Annotated in this window: 16 protein-coding genes and 1 other annotated feature; of the genes, 13 read left to right on the plus strand and 3 right to left on the minus strand. The window is 37.3% G+C overall.

The annotated features are described in order from the left end of the window. The 3 genes from RGT18_RS06080 to RGT18_RS06090 are packed head-to-tail and all read left to right on the plus strand — an operon-like array spanning position 1 to position 2,765. Entirely contained in the window at positions 1–669 is a 669-nt protein-coding gene (locus RGT18_RS06080) for a response regulator transcription factor (RefSeq protein WP_006525811.1), read from the plus strand. Continuing rightward, positions 659–2,101 carry a sensor histidine kinase gene (locus RGT18_RS06085; RefSeq protein ID WP_028078518.1) on the plus strand — a complete coding sequence of 481 codons (1,443 nt, stop codon included), beginning with the start codon at positions 659–661 and terminating at the stop codon, positions 2,099–2,101. Before RGT18_RS06080 ends, RGT18_RS06085 begins: the two co-directional genes overlap by 11 nt. After that, positions 2,091–2,765 (plus strand): tRNA1(Val) (adenine(37)-N6)-methyltransferase, encoded by a 675-nt coding sequence (locus RGT18_RS06090; RefSeq protein WP_028078519.1) that lies wholly within the window; start codon positions 2,091–2,093, stop codon positions 2,763–2,765. Before RGT18_RS06085 ends, RGT18_RS06090 begins: the two co-directional genes overlap by 11 nt. A gap of 47 nt (positions 2,766–2,812) precedes the next feature. Here RGT18_RS06090 and RGT18_RS06095 read toward each other — a convergent pair whose 3' ends face one another. Further along, positions 2,813–3,856 carry a metallophosphoesterase gene (locus tag RGT18_RS06095; protein ID WP_037404178.1) on the minus strand — a complete coding sequence of 348 codons (1,044 nt, stop codon included), beginning with the start codon at positions 3,854–3,856 and terminating at the stop codon, positions 2,813–2,815. Between the two features lie 65 nt (positions 3,857–3,921). Between RGT18_RS06095 and RGT18_RS06100 the strand changes: the two genes are divergently transcribed. From RGT18_RS06100 to purB, 9 genes are all read left to right on the plus strand, one after another. After that, positions 3,922–4,689 (plus strand): HAD hydrolase-like protein, encoded by a 768-nt coding sequence (locus RGT18_RS06100; RefSeq protein WP_028078520.1) that lies wholly within the window; start codon positions 3,922–3,924, stop codon positions 4,687–4,689. 21 nt (positions 4,690–4,710) lie between these two features. Beyond that, positions 4,711–5,046 (plus strand): NifB/NifX family molybdenum-iron cluster-binding protein, encoded by a 336-nt coding sequence (locus tag RGT18_RS06105; RefSeq protein WP_338175588.1) that lies wholly within the window; start codon positions 4,711–4,713, stop codon positions 5,044–5,046. A gap of 146 nt (positions 5,047–5,192) precedes the next feature. Further along, on the plus strand, positions 5,193–6,887 hold the full coding sequence (locus RGT18_RS06110) for an IS1634 family transposase (protein ID WP_338175589.1): 1,695 nt from the start codon (positions 5,193–5,195) through the stop codon (positions 6,885–6,887). A 24-nt stretch (positions 6,888–6,911) separates the two neighbouring features. Continuing rightward, a complete protein-coding gene (locus RGT18_RS06115; RefSeq protein ID WP_338175591.1) occupies positions 6,912–7,124 on the plus strand; it encodes a NifB/NifX family molybdenum-iron cluster-binding protein in 213 nt (70 codons plus the stop codon). A 35-nt stretch (positions 7,125–7,159) separates the two neighbouring features. Further along, positions 7,160–7,351: a binding site (T-box leader), on the plus strand. A gap of 35 nt (positions 7,352–7,386) precedes the next feature. Next, complete coding sequence (gene leuS / locus RGT18_RS06120) at positions 7,387–9,786, plus strand: leucine--tRNA ligase (protein WP_028078348.1); 2,400 nt, start codon at positions 7,387–7,389, stop codon at positions 9,784–9,786. A 99-nt stretch (positions 9,787–9,885) separates the two neighbouring features. Continuing rightward, positions 9,886–10,629, plus strand: a complete 744-nt coding sequence (locus RGT18_RS06125) for a segregation and condensation protein A (protein ID WP_037404038.1) — start codon at positions 9,886–9,888, stop codon at positions 10,627–10,629. After that, positions 10,622–11,275 carry an SMC-Scp complex subunit ScpB gene (scpB, locus tag RGT18_RS06130; protein WP_245580930.1) on the plus strand — a complete coding sequence of 218 codons (654 nt, stop codon included), beginning with the start codon at positions 10,622–10,624 and terminating at the stop codon, positions 11,273–11,275. Before RGT18_RS06125 ends, scpB begins: the two co-directional genes overlap by 8 nt. 20 nt (positions 11,276–11,295) lie before the next feature. Next, on the plus strand, positions 11,296–11,781 hold the full coding sequence (locus tag RGT18_RS06135; RefSeq protein WP_028078351.1) for a DUF4358 domain-containing protein: 486 nt from the start codon (positions 11,296–11,298) through the stop codon (positions 11,779–11,781). Between the two features lie 37 nt (positions 11,782–11,818). After that, entirely contained in the window at positions 11,819–13,114 is a 1,296-nt protein-coding gene (gene purB / locus RGT18_RS06140; RefSeq protein WP_028078352.1) for an adenylosuccinate lyase, read from the plus strand. 504 nt (positions 13,115–13,618) lie between these two features. Here the strand turns inward: purB and RGT18_RS06145 are convergent. Next, positions 13,619–14,371, minus strand: coding sequence for a MerR family transcriptional regulator (locus RGT18_RS06145; RefSeq protein ID WP_051241009.1), 753 nt, complete (start codon positions 14,369–14,371; stop codon positions 13,619–13,621). 102 nt (positions 14,372–14,473) lie between these two features. Between RGT18_RS06145 and RGT18_RS06150 the strand changes: the two genes are divergently transcribed. Next, the gene (locus tag RGT18_RS06150) at positions 14,474–16,660 is read left to right on the plus strand and encodes an FMN-binding protein (RefSeq protein WP_028078353.1); all 2,187 of its coding nucleotides are present in this window, start codon (positions 14,474–14,476) and stop codon (positions 16,658–16,660) included. 82 nt (positions 16,661–16,742) lie between these two features. Here the strand turns inward: RGT18_RS06150 and RGT18_RS06155 are convergent, their stop codons facing one another. Continuing rightward, positions 16,743–18,029, minus strand: coding sequence for an adenylosuccinate synthase (locus RGT18_RS06155; RefSeq protein WP_028078354.1), 1,287 nt, complete (start codon positions 18,027–18,029; stop codon positions 16,743–16,745). Between the last annotated feature and the right edge of the window lie 77 nt (positions 18,030–18,106).

The following is an 18,106-nucleotide window of genomic DNA, read 5'->3' on the forward strand; positions in this document are numbered from 1 at the left end:
ATGGCAAAAATTTTAATTGTAGATGATGAAGCAAATATCCGTGAAGTCGTACGTGAGTATTGTGAAATCAATGGTTTTGAAACAGAAGAAGCAGAGAATGGTTTAGTGGCAATTGAGAAGGTGAAGAATACACATTTTGATTGTGTGATCCTAGATGTCATGATGCCAGTGTTAGATGGTTTTTCTACTTGTAAACAAATTAAGAGTATCGACCAAGTTCCTGTGATTATGTTAAGCGCAAGACAAGAAGAATATGATAAGTTATTTGGCTTTGAGTTAGGTGTTGATGACTATGTCACAAAGCCTTTCTCACCTAAGGAGCTGATTGCGCGCATTAAAGTTGTTTTAGAGCGTGGTAAAAAGACGCAGGCCAATTCCGATGTGATGATTTTTAAGGGATTACAGATTGATGTGCTCGGTAGAGTTGTGACAGTTGATGGTGAAAAAGCACCATTAACGCCAAAGGAAATTGATTTACTTCTTTATCTAGCAACACATCCAAATGTTGCATTATCACGTGAAACGCTACTTGTAGAAGTATGGAATTATGATTATTTTGGTGATGATCGCACGGTTGATACACATATCAAGATGCTAAGACATAACTTAGGTCCTTACCGTGATTTTATTACAACAGTACGTGGAATGGGGTATAAGTTTGAAGCTTGATACACATGGTATCCGCTTTCGTTTGTGGCTAGCGTTCTTTACGATGGCCGTTGGCATTACGTTATTCATCGCTCTATTACAGACTGGCTTGATTCGTCCGTATTATCGTAATTCTAAGATTGCGGCAGTACGTACCGTCGCAGATCATATTCAACAAACACTCATCACAAATAATGCAAGTGGTAGTGGGGTAGAGTCTGCGATTCGTGAAGCGGTCAATAATAACGTATGTATCGCTATTTATAATGATAGCGGAACACAAATCTACAGTGCAGATAGTTTAGGCGCAGGCTGTGCCTTACAAGATCCTAAGTCCGATGAGATTCAGGGTCTTTTAGACCTTTCAACGATTGACAGTAAACTACAGAATGGCGAACTCAGCATGAACATGACCAACCAACGTACTGGCCAAGAGATGATTATCTATGCTCGCCATATCCGTGAAAATCTTGGGAATTATTATCTGTTTGTCAATACTGCATTAGAGCCTATCGATAGTGTTGTAACATTCTTTACACGACAATATGCACTCTATACGATTATCGTGATTGTCGTTGCCTCAATAGTGTCCTTGATGATTTCGGGTTTGGTAACTGATCCTATCATTCGTATGAAACAAGAAGCAGTAAAGCTATCACAAGCTGACTATAGTGCATATTTTGATGGTGGATCTTTGACAGAACTACAACAGCTCGCAAATAGTTTGAATACGGCTAACCGACAACTATCAAAAATTGATGAGTTAAGAAGAGATCTTTTGGCGAATGTATCACATGATATCCGTACCCCAATGACGGACATTCGTGCATACGCAGAAATGATTCGAGATATCTCTGGTAATGATCCAGTCAAACGTGATAAACACTTAGGGGTCATAATTAAAGAGACTGATTATATGACAAGACTTATCAACGATATGAGCGAGCTTGCCAAGATGCAATCAGGTAATTACGTACTCAATCGTACAAATATGGATCTGGCGGATAAGATTCGCGAAATTATCGAATTAAACCAAAAGTCTATCACCCAAGGTGGACAGATTGTGGAGCTAAAGATTCCTGGTACCCTATATATCTATGCGGATGAAGTAAAGATTGGACAGGTTATTACAAACCTCTTAACCAATGCCTTAAAACATACTGCCGCAGGACAACACATTACAATACAAGCGTATCGTAAGCCTGATGAGGAAACAATGCATTTTGAGATATGTGATGATGGTGAAGGAATCCCTGAAAGTGAACTACCATACGTATGGGATCGTTATCATAAGACATCACGTTCTTTCTCACGCAATCAATTAAATACAGGCTTAGGTCTTGCAATTGTTAAAGCAATTCTAGATGCACATGATGCACAATATGGCGTTATGAGTATTGTTGGAAAGGGTTCAACTTTCTGGTTTGAATTAAGGGAAACACATGAAGCTTGATTATCTAGGTGGAACAGACTTTCTCATTGACCAAGGGGAAGAGTTTTACCGTATGAACGCAGATACAGAATTACTTGGTCGCTTTCTACGTATCAAACATCAACATCGCTTTCTTGAAATTGGTTGTAATACAGGTGCAATATTGCTGTACGCATCATTACGTAAACCAAAAGAACTGGTTGGTGTAGATTTGTTTCCAGAAATATTTGAACTAACAAGAGAGAATTTAGAGCGATATCAAGTAGATGCACAATTACATGCATGCAGGATTCAAGATTATCAAGATAAACCCTTTGATGTGATTGCATGTAATCCACCATACTTTTCTACATCAAATCAAAATTTGATGAATGTAAATCAGTATAAAAGAGCAGGTAGACATGAAGAAAATTTACCGCTTAGTGAGCTATTTACAGCAGTGAAACGATTGTTAAAGTCAAATGGCTCGTTCTATCTTGTGCATCGTGCTAGTAGATTAAATGAGATTTATCAATATGCAAGCAGAATGGGGATGTTACCTGTAAGAGTAACGTTTGCCTATGATCACATGAATGGGGTGGCGAAAGCAGTACTCATTGAATTTCAATTTGCGACATCGCATGAATGTTTAATTCACGAACCAGTTTATCTAAATGATCGTAGTACATTTCCTACAATTGAATGAGCTATGATAAAAATCCACCAATCGGTGGATTTGTTGTTTATAGGCTGTTATGGCGCTACTGTTGGAACAGGTGTTGGAGTAGCGTTAGGATCAGCTTCTGGCGTAGGAGTTGGTGTAACTTCAGGTGTTGGGGTTGGTTCTACCGTTGGCTCAGGAGTTGATTCTGGGGTAGGTTCTGGTGTTGGAGTAGCTTGAGGATTATCGTTAAGTGTTCCTTGCGTTGTATTTGTTTCTGTTGCTGGAGCTGTTGATTTTAGAGTGTAGCATACAACTTCGGCTGGACTTAAGAAACGCATATCTGCACCAATCGTACCGACTCCGTTTGTGATATCAAGCATAAATGAATTTTGAATCAAGTGCTTTCCACGCAGATAATTGACTGCCTTATCAGGTGCATAGTAGGCTCCAAGGAAGTAGTATGCTTGACCTCCTAAAGAATGACCTGCTAGGAAGTAATCTGTTGTATCAAGAGGAACTAGTGATGCAGTGTCTGGTGTATGACAAACAGTAATAACATAGTTATCACTACTTACATTTGCGTAAGCTGTGTTAACATCTGGCGTACTGCCTAATTCATTTTCAAGTCCAACTAATGAGATAAATCCAGATGAACCGTTATGAATGGATACAGAAGTATTTGATAGAACTTCAAAGTTTGCGGTTTGTAGGATAGATAATACATGAGATTTGATATCCGCAGTTGCACAGTCTTGATCACCTAATACTGCAAACTTGCCGAGTGGAGCTTTGATGGAAGCTAGTGCAGTTTTGACTTCATCATCAGATTCTGTTGTGATTGTTGCGTTAGGAGCGTAGATATCGCCACCAAATACAACTGCATCAGGAGCGATGCGATTGATGGTATCCACTAGCTTTTGTAAACGGCTTTGATTCATGTGATTGCCATAATAGATATCAGAGACATATAAGATTTTGGTGTTATTAAGATCTTGTGGAATCTTATCCGATGTAAGTGCTTGGTAGCGTACTGTAAATTTACTTGGCGAAAGTAAGAATGCATCTACCAATAGATATAGAATTAAACCGAATATAATACCCAAAATCAATAATATCTTTTGTATTTGTTTCATGTGTTTTCCTCGCGTGTATTATCATATCACATCTATGTGATACAATAAGCACACGAGGGAAGAAAATGTTAACAAGTAAAGGCTATATCATACAATTAGAAGCATTGATGCAGCAAAAACAAGCCATGCCAGGTGCTAAAGAACTGATTCATGCATTCCAAATGGAGAATATCAGTTATTTGATTTTGACAGAGCGTTCTTCTGTAACAGCTGATGAAATATTAAATCAGTTAGAACATTGTGGAATTCATGGCGTTAGAAAAGAGAATATCTATACGTCTACAATGGCTGCAGTAGAATATATCGTTACACACGATAAAAAGGCGATTGATGTTGATTACATCGGTGGTAAGGGAATTCGCCAGGTGTTGACTGATACAGGTTTTCACATTACCCATCATCATCCACAGTATTTCTTTGTGGGAATGGACAGTAATTTATCTTACGATGAATATCAGGATGTCTTTACACATTTAAGGAAGGGGAGCCAACTTGTGTCTGTGGATCATCGTCGTATTCAAATGGTTGATCAAGTTGAAAAGATTGGCAATGGCACAATTGTGCGTATGCTAGAGTATGCGGCTGGTGTAAAAGCGATGAACTTTGGTTGTGGAACAAGGATCTTATTGAAGTTCGCAAGTAAGCATCTACCATATTCCTTAAGTGAAATAATCATGATTGGAAATCGCTTTAAGAAAGATATTGTACCTGCATTACAGTTAGGAATGTTGACGTTCTATGTCGCGGGTAGTGAAGAGATGATGAAACAAGGTATAAATGATGAATTTCATCCAGATTATATTCTGGATGACTTAACAGGATTATTACGATAGAAATGAAAAGAGGAGAGCGATATGAAGATTTTGGTTCCAATAGAGAATGGTATGATTTATCAACATTTCGGTCATACACCTGCATTTCGTTTGTATGATGTTGAAGGAAATACGGTTCTTCATACAAAGGATTATGTAACAACTGGACATGGTCATGTGGTGATGTGCCAGATAGTGTTAGATTTAGGTGTTAATGTTGTGATTGCAGGAGGATTTGGTATGCCTGTACAGAAAACACTATCTTCCAATGGTATTCAAATTTATGGTGGCGTTAGCGGTAGAGCAGATGATGCAGTACTTGCATATCTTGCTGGTACACTAGCGTATGATCCAGATATTCCCGTCTTTAGAAGTTAGCACCATTAATCTTTAGGAGCACATTTTTAATAAAGTAATTCAAGTCCAGTATTGATGGGCTTTTCTTATTGTTCAAAAACTTGACAAATTCATTTTTATCTATTCCTTTTAATGGTGTAATGGTGTATTATATAGGAGGGTGTTTTATGGCTTATTTCCTTAAGGTTGCTAAACAACAAAACAATACGTATCTCGCTGTTTATGAATCTTTTTATTCTCCTGCTACCAAAGGTACCAAACATCGTTGTATCAGGTCTCTTGGTTCTGTTTCTAAACTGAAAGCTGCCGGTATTGATGATCCTGTTGCTTTCTACAAAGATGAAGTAGAAAAAATGAATCTGTATAACAAGCAAGATAAGATCAAGAAAATTACTTCCGTTTCTCCAAGAAGATATCTTGGCTATTTCCCTTTGAAATCCATTCTTGAAGATCTTGATATCAAGAAGTTTATTGATCTGTATAAATTCACTACCGATTTTGAATTTGAACTTTATGAAGTTCTTTCTCTTCTTATATATGCTCGTTGTGTTTCTCCCTGCAGTAAATACAAAACATATTATGAAATCCTTCCTCAGCTTCATATTCCTTATGCATTCAACTACGATCAACTATTGAGTGCCCTGGCATTTTATGGAAATGACTATGAGAAAATTGTTGAACTGTTCACTTCGAGAGTCCAAGACAAATATTCCATAGATACTGCTATCACCTATTTTGACTGTACAAACTTCTATTTTGAAATTGACAGAGAAGATGACTTCAGAAGAAAGGGTCCAAGCAAAGAAAACAGGAAAGCTCCTGTCATTGGGCTGGGCTTACTGCTGGATGCGAATCAAATTCCTGTTGGTATGAAGCTGTATCCTGGAAATGAATCAGAAAAGCCTGTATTGAAAGATGTACTGAAAGACTTGAAGGAAAGACATGAAGTACACGGAAAAACGATACGGGTAGCTGACAAGGGACTGAACTGTTCAGAGAATATACTTTCAGCTTTGGCAAACGGCGATGGATATCTCTTTTCCAAATCAGTCAAGCAGCTGCCTGAAACAGAAAAGGTATGGGTTCTACTACCTAATGACTACAAAGCAATCAAGGACAGAAATGGCAAGATCATTTATTACTGTAAAGAATGCATCGATGAATTTCCATACACATATACAGATGAAAGCGGAAAAAAGAAAAAAGTAAACATCAAAGAAAAAAGAGTCGTCACATACAATCCGACACTGGCAAGAAAACACAAATATGAAATAAACAAGCTTGTAGAAAAAGCCAAAGGTCTGTCCGTATCACTTGTAAAGAAAAATGAATATGGGGAAAGCGCAAAATATGTCACTTTCAGATCTACTTCAAACGGAGAAGAAACAGAAGATAAAGTAAAGGCCATCATCAATCAGGAAACGATAGATAATGACTTGAAACTGGCCGGTTACAATATGCTTGTCACATCTGAAACAAAGGTGGATGCCAGACAGATATATGAAACATACCACAACCTGTGGAGGATAGAAGAATCATTCAGAATCATGAAATCAGACCTAGATGCAAGACCTGTTTATTTACAGCTTGAGAATACGATCAAGGGACATTTCTTAATATGTTATCTTACTGTACTGCTGCAGAGAATATTTCAATTTAAAGTCTTGGAAAACAAATATTCCTCTTCAGAGCTGAATGAATTCTACAAAGGATTCCAGTTCGTTGAAGGAGAAGACAGTTATACAAACATATCCATAGGCACCAACTTCATTACCGAATTATCAGACATGACAGGATTACCTTTAGACAATTATTTTTTATCTCCAACAAAACTAAAAAAGGTGTTGAACTATAGATTCTAATCTGTAGTTTTACACCATTTTTTAATGTTTAACTCTAAAGTCAGGTTAGATTTAGGTGTTAATGTTGTGATTGCAGGAGGATTTGGTATGCCTGTACAGAAAACACTATCTTCCAATGGTATTCAAATTTATGGTGGCGTTAGCGGTAGAGCAGATGATGCAGTACTTGCATATCTTGCTGGTACACTAGCGTATGATCCAGATATTGCGAAGCAGCATTGTGAGTGTCATCATTAAGCATTGAAAAAATAAGTGATGATTGTTAATATATTGGTAATGCAGTGATAAAGAATAGTAGTGAGTGATTCATTTCCAGAAAGCCGTGGGGTGATGTGACACGGTATGATGACCTACATGAACTCGCCTTTTGAGCAAACGTAACTTCTGCGTTAAAGAAGATTTGAGGTGTATGATTGATTTACAATCATAAACTAAGGTGGTACCGCGTATATAACGTCCTTAGAGTGGGGCGTTTTTTATTTTGAGAAGGAGATTGATTATGTCATTTGATCACAAGAAGATTGAAACAAAGTGGCAACAGTATTGGGACAAACATCAAACGTTTAAAACAAATGGTTATGATTTTTCAAAGCCTAAATATTATGCGTTGGATATGTTCCCGTATCCATCTGGTTCTGGTTTGCATGCAGGTCATCCGGAAGGATATACAGCAACGGATGTTATCTGCCGTATGAAGCGTATGCAGGGCTTTAATGTATTGCATCCAATGGGATTTGATGCCTTTGGTTTACCGGCAGAACAATATGCAATTAAGACTGGTAATAACCCAGCTACATTTACAGAAAAGAATATCGAGACATTCAAAAAGCAGTTACGTGCCTTTGGTTTTAGTTATGATTGGGAACGTGAGATTTCTACTGCAGATCCTTCTTTCTATCACTGGACACAATGGATCTTTAAACGACTCTTTGAAGATGGTCTTGCGAAATGTGTTGATATGCCAGTGAACTGGTGTGAAGAGTTGGGCACTGTACTTTCAAATGATGAAGTTATTGATGGTAAGAGCGAACGTGGAGGATATCCTGTCATTCGTAAGAATATGCGACAATGGGTTATCGATATTCCAGCATATGCTGAGAAGTTATTGGAAGGTCTTGAAACAATTGATTGGCCAGAGTCTACAAAGGAAATTCAACGCAACTGGATTGGTAAGTCTATTGGTGCCCAAGTAACATTCAAGGTTGATGGTCATAATGATAGTTTTGTAGTATTTACAACCCGTTGTGATACATTGTTTGGTGCAACATACTGTGTGCTTGCTCCTGAACATGTACTTGTTGAAAAGATTGTAAGTGGCGAGCAAAAGGAAGCAGTAGATGCGTATCGCAAAGAATGTGCGACGAAATCTGATCTCGAGCGTACAGAACTAAATAAAGATAAGACAGGTGTATTTACAGGTGCGTATGCGATTAACCCAGTCAATGGCAAGAAGATTCCAATTTGGATTTCTGACTATGTACTAGCAAGCTATGGTACTGGTGCGATTATGGCTGTACCTGCACATGATGAACGTGACTATGCGTTTGCGAAGAAGTTTGGCTTGGAAATCATTCCAGTGCTAGCTGGTGGCGATGTGACGGTAGAAGCTTGGACACAGGATGGTCTACACATTAACTCAGAATGGCTAGATGGTTTAAATAAGCAGGAAGCTATTGATAAGATGATTGAATGGTTAGAATCTAATCATATTGGTCAAAAGAAGATTAATTACAAGATTCGCGAATGGATCTTTGCACGTCAAAGATATTGGGGTGAACCAATTCCTGTCGTTCATCTAGAAGATGACCGTTATGTGGCGATTAGTGATGAAGAGTTACCACTTGTACTTCCGGTATTAGATGACTATAAGCCAAGTAAGGGCGGACAATCTCCACTTGCTAAGGATGAAGAATGGGTAAACGTGACTGTAGATGGTATCAAGGGTAAGCGCGAAACAAGTACAATGCCTGGTTCTGCTGGTAGTAGCTGGTACTTCTTACGTTATATTGATCCAAAGAATGATAAGGCAATCGCAGATCCAGAACTACTCAAACACTGGATGCCAGTTGACCTTTATGTCGGTGGACCAGAACATGCGGTAGGACACCTATTGTACTCTCGTATGTGGAATCGTTATCTTTATGATAAGGGTATCGTTACTACAAAAGAACCATTCCAAAAGCTAGTTCACCAAGGTATGATCCTAGGTGCGAATGGCATTAAGATGGGTAAGCGTTATCCAGAGTTTGCAATTGACCCAAATGTATTAATTGAACAATATGGTGCAGATACTGTACGTCTATATGAAATGTTTATGGGACCATTGGAAGCCAGCAAGCCATGGAGTGAGCAGGGTGTTGATGGTGCACATAAATGGCTTGAGCGTGTACATCGTCTAATTGTGGAGTCAAATAAGCTTAGCAATATAAATGATGGTTCCTTAGATGAGGTTTACCATGCGACAGTTAAGAAGGTCACAAGCGATATTGAAAGCTTGAATCTCAATACAGCGATTTCACAGATGATGATTTTCATCAATGAATGTTATAAGGCTGATACACTGTATAAGCCATACATGGAAGGCTTTGTACAAATGTTTGCATGTTATGCGCCACACCTAGGCGAAGAGCTATGGCAATTCTTAGGCCATGAGAATACTTTGACATTTGAAGCTTGGCCAACTTACGATGAAAGTAAACTTGTAAAGAATCAAGTTGAAATGGTTGTACAGGTCAACGGAAAGGTTCGTGGTAAATTTATGGCAAACATTGATGAAGATAAGAAGATTGTGGAAGAGATGGCACTTGCTTTACCATCTGTACAAGCACAGATGGAAGGCAAGACAGTTCGTAAACTTATTATCGTTCCAAATCGTATTGTAAATATCGTTGTTGGATAAAAACTACCTTCGGGTAGTTTTTTGTTTACCGTCATATGTATCATCAGTTTGATATGGTTAGATAGTAGATTATTTGATATAATGCAAAAGGTAAAAATTATGGAAGAATTCAAGGTAACGATAGAAAAATTTGATGGTCCACTTGATCTGATGTTACATCTGATCAAAGAGAAACAAATGGATTTGATGGACTTAGATATGAATGAGTTAACTGACCAATACATTGCGTACTTAAACTCTATGCAACAATTGCATTTAGAAATTGCAGGCGAGTATTTGGCTGAACTTGCGACTTTAATCGAATACAAGTCGAAGCGTATGATTCCTGGTAATAAAGAAGAGCTAGCAGATGAGTACGAAGAAGATCCAAAGGAACGTTTGGTTCGACGCTTGTTGGAATACCAGCAATACAAGGAGGTTAGTGAAAGCCTAAATGCCTTGTTTGAAGAACGCCAAATGATGATGGGAAGACCTCTCAGTACGGAAGTTGATCAATGGCTGAAACATTCTGATGAAGAGATGAAGGTTAAAGGAAATCCGTATGATCTAATGAAGGCGATGAAGCGCATCTTGATGCGCATGCAGTTATCGAAACCAATTGAAGCCCGTTATACAGTCAAAGAGATTTCAATGGAAGATCGTCAGCTTGAAGTGCGTGCAAAGTTAGACCGTCTACCTGAAACCTTTCGCTTTGAAGCATTATTAGACGATGTGCATGAACCCCAGATGTTCATTGCGACATTCTTAGCTGTTTTAGATCTTGCGCGTCAACACAAGTTATTCTTTACGGTTGATGAACAAGAAGTTATTTGGTTTAGAAGAGGAGAGATGGTGAATGAGTGAGATGGAAAATCAGACAATCGTAGAAGATAACGCTGCTGTATTGGATGAAGAATTTGATGAAACAACTTCAGCATCAGAAGAACAACAACCAGATCCAAAGGAGCACATGCTGGCAATATTAGAAGGACTATTATTCCTTTGTGGCGATGATGGCTTATCCATTGAGCAGGCTGCCGCATCCATGGATGCCAGTGAGGAATATGTTGCAGAACTTTTTGATGATTTACAGAAATATTACTTACAAGAAAGCCGCGGTATTGAGATTGCACGTTTTGGTGAGAAGTATCGCTTTTTATCCAAGGCATTTATTCATGAAGCTGCCAAGAAATTATTCCAAACCTCTACCGAAGCTAAGCTTTCTAATGCGGCTTTAGAGACATTGGCAATCATCGCATATAAACAACCAATCACACGTGTTGAAATTGAAGAAATTCGTGGCGTAGGTGCAGATGTAATGTTACGTAAACTGGTGGCTAGAGGTTTAATTCAAGAAGATGGCCGTAGTGAAGCAGCTGGAAGACCAATTTTATATTCTGTTACAGATGAATTCTTAGATTCCTTTAAACTATTGAGTTTAGATGAATTACCAGAGCTTCCACAATTTGGCACAGAAGATTCTGATAATGGGGAGCTATTCCATTCCTAATGGAGATGAGGGTTAGATTCATGTTGAAGAAATTTATTGTTATATTAACGCTATGCTTCCTAGTAGGCTGTACAACTCGTCGTAATACTTCCGTGACACATGATACAAATCGAGTGTTAGACGCAGGGAAAGTCGCTTCCCAATTACTACGAAAATTAAACCTATCAGATTCCATGGAACAAGTGAGTGATAAGGTCATGGATAGTGTCTTTATGCAGGGTGAAGATTTGACGGATGATAAGGTTGCCTATCTTGCGACAGATAAAGGAAACTCGAATACAATTGCTGTTTTTGTTGCAGATGAAGATACAAGTGTTGATGTACTCCGCCAGCACTTACTTACCTATCTAGATACACAAAAAGTAACGATTGAAAACAATTATCCAACCGAAGTATTTAAGATATCAAATGCAATTTTAGAGGATAATGGTAGAGTAGTCATACTCGTTGTGGCTGATAACATCGAGGGTGCACGCAAGTGTGTTAATGACATACTTGAAAAATAAATCAAGCAGTTGTTTCTAATGAAAAAGGAGAGAAGCTATGATTGAAAGATATTCCCGACAAGTAATGCGTGATGTATGGAGTGAAGAGGCAAAGTTTCAGGCTTGGTTAGATGTAGAAATTCTAATCGATGAAGCCTGGTCAAAGCTAGGTGAAATTCCAGCTGAGGACGTAGAAAAGATTCGTGTGAATGCGAAGTTTGATGTAAACCGTATTCTAGAAATCGAACAGGAAACAAAACACGATGTAGTCGCATTTACCCGATGTGTATCTGAAAGTCTTGGCGAAGAAAAAAAGTGGATTCACTATGGTGTTACTTCCACTGATGTTGTAGATACTGCAAATGGTATTCGCTTTAAGAATGCTAATCGTATTTTGCGAGAGGATATTCATACATTTATGGATATTCTTAGGACAAATGCACTTAAGTACAAAGATACAGTTATGATGGGTAGAACGCATGGCGTGCATGCAGAAATCACAACCTTTGGTCTTGTATTTGCGTTATGGTATGAAGAGATGAAGCGAAATTTAGAACGCTTTGAACTTGCATGTAAGGATGTTGAAGCAGGTAAGATTTCTGGTGCAGTAGGAACATTCGCAAATATTCCACCATTTGTACAAGATTATGTATGTGAAAAGCTAGGCATTCAAAGTGCTGCTATTTCGACTCAGGTATTACAACGTGATCGTCACGCGCATTATTTCGCTATCTTAGCTCTTATCGCTTCTTCATTAGAACAGATGGCAACGGAAATCCGTCACTTGCAGAGAACGGAGGTTCGTGAAGCGGAAGAACATTTCAATAAAGGGCAAAAGGGTTCAAGTGCAATGCCACATAAGCGTAACCCAATTGGTTCAGAGAATATCTGTGGTGCTGCAAGAGTGATGCGTGGATATATGCTAGCAGCGTACGAAGATATCCCACTATGGCATGAAAGAGATATTTCTCACTCGGGTGTAGAGCGTATTATCTGTGCAGATGGAACAGAGCTATTAGATTACATGTTAAATCGTTTTGGAAGAATTCTTAAGGATTTAACAGTGTTCCCAGAAAATATGAAGAAGAATATCTGGTTAACCAATGGTGTAATCTTCTCTCAACGTTTCATGTTAAAGCTCATTGAAAAGGGCTGGTCACGTGAAAAAGCGTATGATACGGTACAACCACAGGCAATCAAAGCATGGGAAAATAATCTCAATTTTAAAGAGTTGATGTTAGCAAATTCTGATGTAACAAATACTTTAACATTAGAAGAAATTGAGGATTGTTTTGACCCAATGTACCATGTACGTAACGTTGATGAAATCTATAAACGTGTTGGGATTCTTTAAAATAAAAAGATTAGAATGAAGGCTGTATGGATGAATTTTCATGCAGTTTTTTCTATTATGAAAATAACAACAAATTATAAAATATGTAAGTTATTTTTAATGTAGTAGCATTAACGCTAACAAAGGTTTTTGGATACCGTAGAATATCAGCATTATGGTTTGAAAGTTGAAAATCATATGTTGATATAATCAAAAAATAGGTCACTGATTCAATGAACAAAGATCTAAGAAATTACGTGCAGGATTAACATTTTAACTTCTTTAGTACTTGTTGGTAGTTATATGGCTTATACAGAAGAAACCAACATAGCATCAACGCAAGAAACCCCAGCAGCCACTTCAACTCCAAAGACAGCACAGATACTTCAAATCTTTCTGGATATGTAGCAGCACTTCTTGCGGCTTTTGTAGGATTTAGTGTCACAGCCGTAAATAGATATAAGTTAAATCAGATTTTCTAATGAATAACGAGTTCGATAGTTGATTCTATTAACTTTTTTATAACTACTGAATCATAAATTCAATGCATATTGTTTCAGAAGTATTATCGGGAACATTATGGAATATAGAGTAAATATAGATATCCCCATATGTTTTAAAACCTTCTTTTTGAATTCGATTCTCTAATTGCTGTAACTCATCTAAACTGATTAATTCATTGGTTTTAACTTCTTTGATAATTCTATAAAACTTATGTTTTTCGATTACTTGATAATTACCTTTTATATTCTTGTTTTGTTTATTCAGTAAGAGTCCAGTGTCTTGCGGATAATTTTGTTTGTTTTTATTATTTTCTTGAATTCTAAATACCAATCTAGATACTAGAATTTTGTGTTGATTCTTTGAAGTATTTGATTTTTGAACATCAAAGGTTGGGTAAAAATATTGAGTAGGGTGAATGCCTATATCATAATCAATACCATGATTATATTTTTGTAGTAAATGGTATGTATCTGATGCTAAACGATATTTTGTTTCTGCCCAAAACGCTTCTTCTTTCAAATATTCTAATTGAGTATTAAATGATTCGATTGCTAAAGGTATATTACCATTTTTTAATATTTTTCCAATTTCTGTGAGTGTTATTCCTAGACTACTATAAAACTTTATAGTTACTAGAATATGAATATCACCCATACTGTAATCACGATAATGATTTTCAGGGTTTCTACTCGGATGTAACAATCCTTTCTTTTCGTAAAAGCGAATCATATCTTTTGAAATTCCTGTAGCAATACTAGCTTCTTGTATATTCATATTTCTCCTATCTTTGTGAAAAGTTGAACTAAAATAACTATTTTGACCTTAGAATAGTTCTAATGTTTATAATCAAAATATCAAATAAAGGGAGGGAAAACAATGAATAGAATATTAAAAAGTATTCTATGCGCAACTATTACAGCATCTTTAATTGGCTGTAATAGTTCCAAAGAAGCAAAGTACAAGGCAGGTACATATTCTGCTGAAGCATCAGGACATAATCCAGGGGTTAAAGTAACAACAGAATTTAGTGCAAATGAATTAAAGAAAGTTACGGTTGATGCATCAAATGAAACAGAATCAATTGGCGGTAAAGCAGCTAGTGAACTAGAAAAGCAATTACTAAAAAATCAATCTGCTGAAATTGATGGAGTGAGTGGAGCTACTGAAACATCAAATGCTGTTAAAAATGCATTTAAAGATATCTTGTCTCAAGCCCAAACAAAGCCTGAAACCAAAGAAATGAAAGCTTTAAAAGATGGTCAATATACAGAGACTGTTGCTAGCTTTGGGGTATCCGGTATGATGACGGGCGTTGTTACAATAAAGGATAACAAGATTACAGACATTGAAATTACAGAAGAGCATGACTCTGAAACAGCACAATGGTTTAATGTTGCAAAAGAAAAATTAATTCCTCGTATTCTAGAAGCACAGTCAGTTGGTATTGATTCTATTACTGGTGCCACAACATCTTCAGGTGCTATCAAAAACATCGTTTCTCGTGCAATTGAATCTGCTGGTGGTGATGTAAGTGATTGGTCCAAGGCTTCTGAAAAGAAGACGGATGTAAAAAAACTAGATGGATACGACGTGATTGTAGTTGGTCTTGGTGGATCTGGTGTTTTATCCTATGCATCAGCGGCAAAATCAGGTGCGAAAGTATTTGGTATCGAAGCTGCTGGTGAAATTGGTGGAAATTCTGCATCTGTATATGGCCCTATGGCACTAAATTCAAAGAACTTAAAAGATAAGTACAACAATGGTCAAGATTATATAAATGCTGATGATGTATATAATACTTGGATTAAGTATGTTGGTACAGAAGAGAAGGAGGATGTCATTAAGAAAGCTGTATATAACTCAGGAAATGCTCTTGATTATTATATGGATAACTTTGATTTCAGTTTTGATGGAATGAATGGATTGTTAGGTTCATTTGTTGTTCCAGAATGGACGAAAGAATGGACTGTATATACTGCTGATAATAAGAAATGGTATAAATTTGGACCTGACCATACATATCAGTTTAAACATGCGTTAGATAAGGCAAAACAGATGAATGAAAAGAATGACTATATGCTAGAACTATCTGCTAAGGAATTAATTACAGATAAAGATGGAAAAGTCGTTGGTGTAAAGGCAATTTCCTATGATGGTACAACATATGAAATCTATGGAAAAACTGTTATTTTAGCTACAGGTGGGTTCTTAGGCAATGATGAAATGATGAAGGAAGTATATGGTAGTTCAGTCCATAAGATTGGCGATACAGTGAATGACGGAACTGGTATTAAGATGGGTCAATCTGTTGGCGGTGCTACATATGCGTTAGGTACATTGCCAATGGTACATATCTCACAAGTTCCAAATATTATTCGTGATGATTCATTAACAGCTGATCAAAAGGCGATTCTTTCTGCTCTTGCAATTACTCAAGATGCAAAACAAGTAAATGAGAAGGGTGAGCTTTTGTCGAATCTTGATGAATCTGGTACAGAAAATAAGGAACTAACTGTTGGTGTTGTGTTTGCACCGGGATTCCATTATTACAATGCGTATACGCAAGAACAAATTGATGCAATCAAAAATAAAGGATTATCTGAAGCAACGTCTAAAGTAAGTGTGTTTGGTTTAGACCAAGGTGGTAAGGTTCCTGCTGCGAATACACCAATTACAGATTTGGATAAGATTATTGATGCTGCTATAGCGACAAATAATGCATTTAAGGGTACGGCTAAAGAACTTGCTGAAAAACTAAACATGGATGAAGACGTTTTAGCTAAGACTTTAGGTAGTGATAAAGATACTTATTATCTATTTGAATGCGCAGGATATTCATATGGTACTGTTGGCTCATTGGATGTTGATGTGAATATGAATGTTCTAACTAAGGATGGTAAGCCAATCACTAATTTATTTGCGGTAGGACAAGATTCTGAAGGTGTTGGAAATAAATCTGGTGCAGCATATTCACCGTGGGGTGGTCAGGCACAGTCTTGGACATTTGTATCTGGTCAAATTGCTGGTGAGCAAGCGGCTAAGGTTGCTAATGAAACAAAATAGATATTCACAGAAAAAGAACTTCACAAGCATGAAGTTCTTTTTCAGCAAAAATCCATATCAACGCGTGATATGGATTCTATGACTATTTTAGAATATCTCTTAATACGATATTTGCGTTACGATCTGGTCCTACGGAAACGAGACAGAACTTTGTGCCTGTATATTCTTCAATGAAGCGTACATACTTTTGACAGTTTACTGGTAATTCATCAAATGTTCTTGCATTAGATATATCTTCTGTCCATCCATCGAAGTACTTATAGACTGGTTTTGCTTTTGCATAGTCTTTTAGAGAAGCAGGGACTGTATCATATTCTTTGCCTTCGATTTCATATCCTACACATACTGGCAACTTGTCGTATCCTGTTAGGATATCTAGTTTTGTTAGTGCCATTTCGGTTAGACCATTAATTAATACAGCTTGTCGGACAACTGGTAAGTCTAACCAACCTACACGACGTGGTCTTCCGGTAGTAGCACCATACTCTGAACCTTTTTCACGAAGAGCATGTGCTTCATCACCCTGTAACTCTGTAATAAATGGTCCTTCACCAACACGTGTGGAGTAGGCCTTAGTTACACCGATAATATGGTCTAGCTTGCGTGGAGATACACCAGCACCTTCACATACACCGGCAGCTGTAGGAGATGATGAAGTGACATATGGATATGTACCATAGTTGATATCCAACATATTAGCCTGTGCACCTTCAAATAATACAACTTGTTTTGCGTCTAATGCTTTGTTGATTTTGTCTGTAGCATCGCAAATCATTGGCAATAGACGTTCTCTATATTCCTTGAATGTAGCTACCATTTCATCGTAATTAAATGGTTTTGCATTAAAGAGTTTAACAATTTCTTCGTTCTTTTGTGCGAGTACTACCTTTAACTTTTCTTGGAATACATCCCAATCACGTAAGTCACAAACGCGGATGCCAATACGTGTATATTTATCGGCATAACATGGACCGATACCATTCTTTGTTGTACCAATCTTACCAGCACCTGCACGCAGCTCTTGTAATTCATCAATCTTCACATGATATGGCATGAGAAGGTGAGCACGGTCACTGATCTTTAAGTGATCACATGTAAATCCTTGTGATTCTAATGTATCAATTTCTTTAAACAATACGGAAAGGTTAACAACGACACCAGGTCCAATAATGCATGTGGCATCTGCGTTTAAAATACCTGATGGTAATAAGTGTAAAATGATCTTTTTATTATTAACGACAACAGTATGTCCTGCGTTATTACCGCCTTGGAAACGAACCACCATATTGACGTTAGTACCCAATAAATCAACGACTTTTCCTTTTCCTTCGTCGCCCCATTGGGAACCTACAACTACATATCCCGACATGATATATCTCCTTTAACGCAACAATAATATCATATATATCTTGAATATAGGCAAAATAGAGAAAAATTATCAATGTT

Origin of the sequence: Solobacterium moorei, assembly GCF_036323475.1 — a bacterium.
Lineage (GTDB): Bacteria > Bacillota_I > Bacilli_A > Erysipelotrichales > Erysipelotrichaceae > Bulleidia > Bulleidia moorei.